The 7,051-nt window shown below is 67.5% G+C and carries 6 protein-coding genes; 2 read left to right on the forward strand and 4 right to left on the reverse strand.

The window, feature by feature from the left end; all coding sequences use genetic code 11:
* Window positions 1-384: PLP-dependent transferase (locus ACRCSW_RS07345; protein ID WP_438703844.1), on the forward strand; the 384-nt coding region annotated here is incomplete at its 5' end.
* An 18-nt stretch (window positions 385-402) separates the two neighbouring features.
* On the opposite strand, the gene ACRCSW_RS07350 is transcribed toward ACRCSW_RS07345, so the two are convergent.
* The 3 genes from ACRCSW_RS07350 to ACRCSW_RS07360 form a co-directional block, all read right to left on the reverse strand.
* Window positions 403-1,176 (reverse strand): hypothetical protein, encoded by a 774-nt coding sequence (locus tag ACRCSW_RS07350; protein WP_438703846.1) that lies wholly within the window; start codon window positions 1,174-1,176, stop codon window positions 403-405.
* Window positions 1,176-2,357 (reverse strand): hypothetical protein, encoded by a 1,182-nt coding sequence (locus ACRCSW_RS07355; RefSeq protein WP_438703848.1) that lies wholly within the window; start codon window positions 2,355-2,357, stop codon window positions 1,176-1,178. Before ACRCSW_RS07355 ends, ACRCSW_RS07350 begins: the two co-directional genes overlap by 1 nt.
* A 123-nt stretch (window positions 2,358-2,480) precedes the next feature.
* Window positions 2,481-3,173 carry an SIMPL domain-containing protein gene (locus ACRCSW_RS07360; protein ID WP_438703849.1) on the reverse strand — a complete coding sequence of 231 codons (693 nt, stop codon included), beginning with the start codon at window positions 3,171-3,173 and terminating at the stop codon, window positions 2,481-2,483.
* Between the two features lie 161 nt (window positions 3,174-3,334).
* On the opposite strand from ACRCSW_RS07360, the gene ACRCSW_RS07365 reads away from it, so the two are divergent.
* Complete coding sequence (locus ACRCSW_RS07365; RefSeq protein WP_438703851.1) at window positions 3,335-6,310, forward strand: hypothetical protein; 2,976 nt, start codon at window positions 3,335-3,337, stop codon at window positions 6,308-6,310.
* A 98-nt stretch (window positions 6,311-6,408) separates the two neighbouring features.
* Here ACRCSW_RS07365 and ACRCSW_RS07370 read toward each other — a convergent pair.
* A partial coding sequence (locus tag ACRCSW_RS07370; RefSeq protein WP_438703853.1) for a nicotinate-nucleotide--dimethylbenzimidazole phosphoribosyltransferase occupies window positions 6,409-7,051 on the reverse strand: 643 nt, incomplete at its 5' end.

Here is a 7,051-nt window from a genome sequence, read left to right on the forward strand (position 1 = left end):
CAGATCGTCGCGGACTGGCTGGAACAGGACCCGCGGGTCGGCCAGGTCACCTACCCCGGGCTCAAGTCCTCGCCCTATCATAACCTCGCAAAGATGATCACGCCGAAGGGGCCGGGGGCGCTGTTCACCTTTACGGTCAAGGGCGGCTATGAGGCCTGCGTCAAGCTGATCGACAACGTGAAGCTCTTCAGCCATGTCGCGAACCTGGGCGACACACGGAGCCTGATCATCCATTCGGCTTCGACCACGCACCGGCAGCTTTCAGAAGACGCGCAGGTCAAGGCGGGGGCCGCGCCCGATATGGTGCGGGTCTCGATCGGGATCGAGAATGTCGAGGACATCATCGCCGATCTCGACCAGGCGCTGGCGAAAGCGACCGCCTAAGGCAAAACGCGCCGCTGCTCAGCCCCCGGAAGCGGGCTCGAGCGGCGGCGCCACGAACATCCCTTCGGGCAGAGGGTCAAGCCAGCCAAGCTCGGCGCGCGCAGTGACCGGCTGGCCGGGGACCCAGTTCAGGCTGAAGCGGAGCGGCCGGCAAAGCTGTCCCCTGCCCTCCGCTGCACAGGCATCGGTCGCTGCCTGCAGGATCGCCGCGAGGGCTGCATCTGCGGTTGCACTGCCCTCGGACGGAACCTCAAGGTCCAAGACCTCGAGCCCGAAGACGTTGGCGGCCAGGTCCGGCAACTCGGCCTCGGCATTCGCCAGGCGATAGACAAGCTCCAGCCGGAACATGGCGGTCCCGCGGTCAGGGTCCACGCTGCCCTCGACCACCCGCGCCGCGTTCACCGCGCAATCCGACGCGATGGACTGCAGAAGCAAAGCACAGAGGCCCTCGGCAACACGTGGGGCCCGGATGTCGGCAAGCACCTGGAGATAGGCCGTCTCAGGCAGAGTTTCGCCTTCAGCCAGAAGATCGTTCAGGCTGGCCTCACGCGTTACCAGAACGGTCCGGCTGGGCACGTAACGGTCCTGCACAAGATAGGCCTGCACGTCGGTCTGCGGCACAAGCCCGCCGGTGGGCGAGATCAGCCAGCGGTCCCGCGCGGGTGCAGCCGTTTCAGCTTCGGGCGTACCTGACGCCTCAGACCCGGGCATCGCCTGCCAGTATTGCCAGCCGGCGGCCCCGAAGCCCACGGCCATCAGCAGAAGGCCCGTTCCAATCAGCAGGCGCAGCATCAGAACTTCGCCCCCTGGCGCAGATAATTCAGGTCGCCGAAAGCAAAGGTGGTCGCGATAGCCCTGACGCGGGATGCGAAATCCTCGCCCTCCGGCACCTGGCCAAGGATCTCGAGATAGGTATCCCGGGTGGTGCGAAGGCTCGCGCCCTGGATCGGGGCGTAGGTCGCTTTGGGGTCGGCCTCGCCCGGAACCGGACCCACGACCGAGATGGTGCCCGCGTCAAAGCCCGCGCGGGTCTCCCCGGCCACGACGCCGAAACTGTCGCGGAACCATATGTCATACGCTGTGACCGCATCCCGAAGCGCGGCAAGCTTCGCCTCGCCCTCAGCCTTCGACATCGCGCCGCTGGTGATCGACTGGAAGAGCTCATGACCCGAGTTCAGGGTGTAGGCAGGACGGATGCCGCACTCCTCCAGACCACTGCCAAGGATCACCTCGACCGGGACGACCGGATCAAGGTTGGCGACGCCCGCCTCGGCCCCGCCCAGAAGCACAACCCGTTCCACCCGCGCGCCTTCGGCCACATGGATGTTCCAGATCCGGTTGCCCGAGCGGTTTTCCAGGACCAGATAGACCGGCACCCGCGTCTCGGTCACCGCAACGTCATAGGCCTGGTAGGACGGAGCGGGGGTATCGGCGGCCTTGTCCGGCCCGCCCGCGCGGTAGTCGTTCACGAAGAGCTGAACCGCCTCGGCAAGCTCGACGTCACTGTAAGTCGAAAGCGCCAGCTCAAGATTGCTGCGCCCGGCAGTGACGTGGCCGACCGCGGTTCCATCCTGCGGCGCAGTGAGGCGGCACCCGGTGATCGGCCGTATCGCGGTGATTTCTGCAGGAATGTCGTCGTCCACCGTGGTCGAGTAACCGGTGATCACGTCATCGACATAGGTCGGCACGTTTCCCTGCAGCGCGGCAATCGGGCCGTCCGCCAGCAGGCCGTCAGGGCTGTCGCTGAGATACTGGCCGGCGCCGTCGCCGAACGAGAACGTCTTCTTGGTCGGCGGTTCGTCTTCGCCAGCGGCGGCATCTGCCTTTCCGGCCATGCGATCCATGGCGGCAATGAGCTCCATCGGCAATACGCTCTCAAAAAGCCTGTAGCGGGTGACGCCCACAAACACCGCAACCGATATCGACAGGACGGCAACGATCAACAGACTGATCGGCCCGCGTATCGGTATCATTTCGGCTGCTCCTGCCTATTTTCTGGTTGCGCCTTATCTGCCGGGCGACTTGGGCCAAATGATGACAGAAAGAGGCGGAATCCTTGCGAATTCCGCCCCTTGGCCGCAACTTCAAGGCGATGCTTATTCGGCGATCTCGAAGGCCACCGTCACGTTCGCGCTAAGCCCAAGCTCGCCACCAACCACGGGCGGCACGGCAGCGGCGTCCTGCCGGTACATCGGCGCCGGGTCCATCATCGCCCCGCCCTCGGTGATAGAGACCACGGGCCCAAGCGTGACCCCGGCTGCTTCGGCCAGAAGCTGGGCCTTCGCACGGGCATCGGCGACCGCTTCCTTGCGGGCCTCGTTGTAGGCCGGTTCCGGATCGGCAAGGCCGAACGTCAGCCCATTCAGCGTGTTGGCCCCATCAGTGACCGCTGCATCCAGCACCGCCCCGGTCGTATCGAGCTTGCGGATCCGGACCGTCAGAAAGTTCGTGGCGATATAGCCCGAGATCGCGGGGGTCGAGCTGTCGTAGCCCGTCCAGTTCGGGTTGATCGACAGGTTCGAGGTCTGCATGTCGCGCGCCTCGATCCCCGAAGCGGTCAGCCGCGCGATCACCGCATCGGTCGCTTCCGAGTTTGCCGCCAGCGCGGCCGCGGCAGTGTCGGCCTGCGTGGTCACGCCGATCATCAGCGTCGCCATGTCGGGGACGGCCTCGATCGTTCCGGTACCGGTCACGCTGATGGTACGGGTCATGGCATCCTCGGCAAGGGCGGGGGCCGCAACGGGCATGGCCAGCGCGGTGGACAGGATCAGGGCAGAAAGCGCACGCATGGGAATTCTCCTTGAATTGGCGTGACATTTCGCATTTGTGACGCACGCCGCAATGGCTTCCTTGGCCGTTTCCCTTTCATTCGGCAAAAAGCTGCTCTAATCATGCGACAACCGGCTGGGGCACGTTCCAGCGCCTCGACGATCCGTGCTAGACCCGCGACATGAAACCAACATTTGCACTTGACCTCACCCGTGACGCCATCGGGCTACTGCACCGAACGCCGAAGGGCTGGCTTTCCATCGGTGAAGTGGCGTTTGACGCGCCCGACCTGAACGAAGCTCTGGACTACCTGCGCAAGACGGCCTTGGGGCTATCGCCGATGGGCGTGGCGACCAAGATCATCGTGCCGAACGGCCAGATCCTCTACACCGAGGTTCATGCCCCCGGCCCGAGCCGCGACGAAAAGCGCCGGCAGATCGCCACCGCGCTGGAAGGGCGTACACCTTATGACGTGGCCGACCTGGTCTTCGACTGGTCGGGCAAGGGGGCGACCGTCAAGGTCGCGGTCGTCGCCAAAGAAACGCTGGACGAGGCCGAGGCCTTCGCGGTCGAGCATCGGCTGAACCCGGTCTCGCTGGTGGCGATCCCGGAAGAGGGCACCTTTGTCGGCGAGCCATGGTTCGGCCCGACCGCCGCTGCGGCAACCCTTCTGGCCGAGGATGAGACTGTCGAGCGCGACCGCGAGCCGGTAAGCGTCCTGCACCGCGAGCTGCCGAAGGCCGAGCCCGCCGTGGCTGCCGTGGCGGCGGAACCCGTGGAGACGCCGGTCGTCAAAGAGGTTGTTCCGGAAGAGGAAGAGCCTCTGCCCGGGCTGGAAGAAGCGCTTAATGCCGATCTTCCGGAGGAGGTTGCCGAAAGCGCGCCTCCGCCTGTGGTCGAACCGCTGACACCCGAGATCGACGACATCGCCGACGAGCCGGAAGCGGAACCCGTGGTCGTGGCCGAGCCCGAGCCCGCCCCGGTCGCTGTGGCCGAAGCCGAGAAGGAACCGCAGACCGCCGAGGTCGCCTTGGCCGAAGCTCTGGAGACGCCGCCGACGGCGCCTGCAGAAGTCGTCGAAAAGGCCGAACCGGACGAAGCTCCGTTCGCGCATGTCACCGATACCTCGGCTTTCCCCGAAACCGACGACGACCCGGCACCCGCCCTGGCTGCGCGGAAACTGGGTGCTGATGATCTGAGCGACGACGTTCCGGCTGCCCCGCCCTCGGCGGCGATGATGGCCTTCGCCAGCCGCCGGAACACCGCCGTTCCGCCCCCCGCCCCCGCGAAGCGACCGGTCGAGGGGATCACCCGCCCCGTCGCCCCCCCGCCTGCCGCGGCCCGGGCCGGAGCTGCGATCGCCCGGCCCGCCCCTGCGAAGGGCTTCGTCGGCCTCGTCACGGCCCCGTCCATCCCCGGCACCCGCACCAAGCCCAAGACCAAGGGCGTCGACATTCCCCGCCCGGCAAGTGCTGGCCCGACGACGGTGAAATCCCCCGCGCGTCCGGGGGGGACCTTCGGCTCGGTGGCTCCGGCGCGGAAACGGACAAGCACGATCTTCATGGTGCTCGTCGGGCTCCTTCTGCTGTTCCTGGCCCTCGTCGGGGCCTGGTCGTCGCTCTATCTCGGCGGCGATGCGCCATCGACGGCGGATGACGCTTCCGCGGCGGACGTCATGCCGGATGTCAGCGACGAGATGCTTGCGGACATGCAGGACCCCGAGGGGATGACCGCGCCTCTGCCCGAAGCGGCAGGCGCAACTGTCACCGAAGCCGATCCGGGCGAGCTTGCAACCGAAAGCCTGCCCGTCAACATCGGTGGCGAAGAGACTGCGACCGAGGTGACCGAGGCGGCGCCTGCCACCGAACCCCCCGTTGCCGAGCCACCCGCCGCAGAGACCCCGGTGGTGGAGGCTCCCGCCGCAGAGACCGCCGTGGCTGAGCCGCCCGCCGCAGAGCCCCCCACTGTTGAAGCGGCAGCCGAGCCCGTGCCCGAACCTGCACCCGACACTGCTGTCGCGACGGATGTGACCGCCGCCACCCCGCCGGTCGAGGATCAGGATGAGATCTTCCTGTCCGCCATGGACGCACCGCCCCCCGCGCTCGATGCCCTGGCGCTGCCCGCCCTCACCGAATCCCGCGATCTTCTGCCTGACCCGGTGATGCCGCCGCCGGAGCCGGGAACGGTCTATCAGTTCGACGCGAACGGCCTTCTGATCCCCACGCCTGAAGGCATCGTCAGCCCCGACGGCGTGATGCTGATCGCCGGGAAACCGCCTCTCGTCCCGCCGACCCGCAGCGAAGCAGCAACGGCCGCCGCATTGGCGGCTGCAGCCGTGGCACCCCCTGCCGCCACGCCGGAAGGCACACCTGCCTCGCCCGCCGATGCGTCGCTTGTTACCCCTGGCACCGAGCCTGTGGAGGTCGGCCCGGCACCAGCAGCCGATCCGGCCATGGCCGGGTTCCGGCCCCGCTCGCGGCCCGAAACCCTGGCTCCGCCGACGAACGACGACGCGCAGGTCACGACTGAAGCCGCGGTCGAATTCGCCGGGTTCCGCCCCCTGCCGCGCCCCGCCAGCATCATCTCTGCCGCTGCGACCGTTACCCCGGCAAGCGCTGACGCCGCTGACCTTGGCGCGCAGGGCGCCTCGCTGACCGCCCAGGCGGAAGCCCAGCTTGCCGCAGCCGAGGCGCTTGAGGCGCAGAACCCGTCGGTCGTGGCGATCTCCATGCGCCCTGCGGCCCGCCCGGCCGACCTGAGCAACGCGGTCGAGGCTGCCGTTGCCGCCGCCGTCCGTGAGCCTGCACCCGAGGAGCAGGTGGTCGAGGTTGCCGCCGCGCCGGAGGCGAAGCCGGAAGAGATTGACGAGGCGGATGAGCCCGAGACGGCCAGTGCTGCGCCGTCGATCCCGACGAAGGCGAGCGTGGCCAAGCAGGCGACGTACAAGAACGCGATCAACCTGGGCAAGATCAACCTGATCGGGACCTATGGCACCGACTCGCGGCGCTATGCGCTGGTTCGGCAGTCGAACGGGAAGTACAAGAAGGTCAAGGTCGGCGACCGGATCGATGGCGGCACGGTCAAGGCGATCACCGAGACCGAGGTCCGTTACCAGAAGGGCGGCAGGCTTCTTGCGCTGAAGATGCCGAAGGCGTGATGGGTCCAGCGTAACGCTGAGTTACGCTGGGACTATGCGCATGATATCAATGTCTTATAACGTTCCGTTAAGATTTCGTTAGAACTTGGGGGGGGCGCTCAGCCCCCCGCCGCCACACCCGCCTCGGCGAAGGTCGCCATGCCGGAATGGCAGGCAACGGCGCCCTTCAGCACCCCGATCGCCAGCGCAGCGCCCGAGCCTTCGCCAAGACGGAGGCCAAGCGACAGAAGCGGCTCTTTGCCCAGATGCTCCAGAAGACGCCCGTGCGCGCCCTCGGCGCTCAGGTGGCCCGCAACGCAGTGGTCAAGCGCCCCCGGAGCCGTCTTGGCGAGGACCGCCGCCGCCGAGCAGGCGATGAAACCGTCAAGGATCACCGGAATCCGATGCATCCGCGCCCCGGCGATGGCGCCGGCCATGGCCGCAATCTCGCGCCCGCCAAGGCAGCGGAGGACCTGAAGCGGATCGCCGAGGGCGTCCTTGTGCCGGGCAAGGCCCGCTGCGACCGCCGCTTCCTTCCGGGCCAACCCTGCGTCATCGACGCCAGTGCCCCGGCCCGCCCAGCCGCTGCCGCCGAAAAGCCCAGCCGCAAGGGCTGCCGCGACGGTGGTGTTGCCGATCCCCATCTCGCCCGCGACCAGAAGGTCGGCCGCCGGATCGACCGCCTCATAGCCTTTGCGGAGCGCTGCCACGCAATCGGCCTCGCTCATCGCCGGGCTTTCGGTGAAGTCGGCCGTCGGTCGG

It is taken from the genome of Tabrizicola sp. (assembly GCF_051645465.1).
Classification (GTDB): domain Bacteria; phylum Pseudomonadota; class Alphaproteobacteria; order Rhodobacterales; family Rhodobacteraceae; genus Tabrizicola.